The organism is Stenotrophomonas sp. HMWF003, assembly GCF_003061285.1.
Lineage (GTDB): Bacteria > Pseudomonadota > Gammaproteobacteria > Xanthomonadales > Xanthomonadaceae > Stenotrophomonas > Stenotrophomonas maltophilia_AP.
Genome location: NZ_QAIW01000390.1, coordinates 15,126 through 17,250, shown reverse-complemented (window position 1 = coordinate 17,250; position 2,125 = coordinate 15,126). Strand labels below are relative to the sequence as shown.

Below are 2,125 nucleotides of genomic sequence, written 5' to 3'. Positions count from 1 at the left end.
CCGCTTCCTGATCCACAACACCGACCGCTCGATCGGCACCCGCCTGTCCGGTGCGATCGCCCGCGTGCACGGCAACCAGGGCATGAGCGATGCGCCGTTGACCCTGCGTTTCCGCGGCACCGCGGGGCAGAGCTTCGGGGCGTTCAACGTGGGCGGCCTGCAGCTGGAGGTCGAAGGCGAAGCCAACGACTACGTCGGCAAGGGCATGGCCGGTGGCCGGCTGGTGGTGCGCCCGCCGCGTGGCGCGCGCTTCGAGGCGCGCAACACCGCGATCATCGGCAACACCTGCCTGTACGGTGCCACCGGCGGCGAGCTGTTCGCGGCCGGACGTGCCGGCGAGCGGTTCGGCGTGCGCAACTCCGGCGCGCTGGCGGTGATCGAAGGCGCCGGTGACCACTGCTGCGAATACATGACCGACGGCATCGTGCTGGTGCTGGGCAAGGTGGGCCTGAACTTCGGTGCCGGCTTCACCGGTGGCCTGGCCTACGTGCTGGATATCGACCGTGACTTCGTGGACCGCTACAACCACGAGCTGATCGACATCCACCGCATTTCCGCCGAAGGCTTCGAGAACCATCGCCAGCACCTGCACACGCTGATCAGCCGCCACCGCGAACTGACCGGCAGCATCTGGGCGCAGCAGATCCTCGACGAGTTCCGCGATTACGTGGGCAAGTTCTGGCTGGTCAAACCCAAGGCCGCCAGCATCGAATCGCTCACCGACTCGCTGCGCCGCGCCGCCTAAGCGCGGAGAAGCGCCGGTGTCGATCGGCGCCTCGTGTTCCCACCGTTGTAGTGCCGGCCGCTGGCCGGCAACCTCACCACAGAGCAAGCCATGAGCCGCAAGCAAGCCTTCCAGTTCCTCGACCTGCCCCGGACCATGCCGCAGCGCATTCCCGTCGAACTGCGCACGTCCGGCGACTGGGGCGAGCTGTACGGCAAGTTCGGCAAGGAAGACGCCCAGTTCCAGGCCGGCCGCTGCCTGGACTGCGGCAACCCGTACTGCAGCTGGAAGTGCCCGGTGCACAACGCCATCCCGCAGTGGCTGCAGCTGGTGCAGGAAAACCGCATCCACGAAGCAGCCACGCTGTGCCACTCCACCAACCCGCTGCCGGAAGTGTGTGGCCGGGTGTGTCCGCAGGACCGCCTGTGCGAAGGCAGCTGCACGCTGGAAGAGTTCGGCGCGGTCACCATCGGCGCGGTCGAGAAGTACATCGTGGACACCGCGCTGGCCACCGGCTGGCGCCCGGACATGACCGCCGTGGAACCCACCGGCAAGCGCGTGGCGGTGATCGGTGCCGGCCCGGCCGGGCTGGCCTGCGCCGACAAGCTGGCGCATGCCGGCATCCAGGCGGTGGTGTATGACCGCTACGAACAGATCGGCGGGCTGCTGCAGTTCGGCATCCCCAGCTTCAAGCTCGACAAGGCGGTGATCAGCCGCCGCCGCAACGTGCTCGAAGGCATGGGCGTGCAGTTCCGGCTGGGCGTGGAGATCGGCCGCGACGTCAGCGTGGACCAGCTGCTGGCCGAGTACGACGCGGTGTTCGTGGGTACCGGTGCTTACCGCTACACCGACGGCGGCCTGCTCGGCCAGGACCTGAAGGGCGTGCTGCCGGCGCTGCCGTTCCTGGTGCAGAACAGCCGCATTGTCGGCGGCAGCGACGCGCATGGCCGGCCCATTGCCGGCTGGGAAGACCAGATCGCCCTGCCCGACCTGGAGGGCAAGCGCGTGGTGGTGCTGGGCGGTGGCGACACCGGCATGGACTGCGTGCGCAGCGCGGTGCGCCTGGGCGCGGCCAAGGTGACCTGCGCCTACCGCCGCGACGAAGCCAACATGCCCGGCTCGGCACGCGAAGTGGCCAACGCGCGCGAGGAAGGCGTGCGCTTCCTGTTCAACCGCCAGCCGCTGTCCATTGAAGCCGGCGCGGACGACGAGGTGATCGGGGTGATGGTGGTGGAGACCCGCCTGGACGAACCCGACGCGCAGGGCCGCCGCAACGCGGTGCCGATCGAAGGCAGCGAATCGCTGCTGGAAGCAGACGTGGTGATCATCGCCTTCGGCTTCTCGCCCAGCACCCCGGCCTGGCTGACCGAGCGCGGCGTGGAAGCCGGCCACAACGGCCGC

Annotated in this window: 1 protein-coding gene and 1 pseudogene; both read left to right on the top strand. The window is 69.0% G+C overall.

Translation table 11 applies throughout. The features are described 5' to 3' along the window. Positions 1-745, top strand: a pseudogene (gene gltB, locus DBR34_RS23555) (glutamate synthase large subunit); the annotation flags it as partial. 90 nt (positions 746-835) lie between these two features. Continuing rightward, a partial coding sequence (locus DBR34_RS16745) for an FAD-dependent oxidoreductase (RefSeq protein WP_258224033.1) occupies positions 836-2,125 on the top strand: 1,290 nt, incomplete at its 3' end.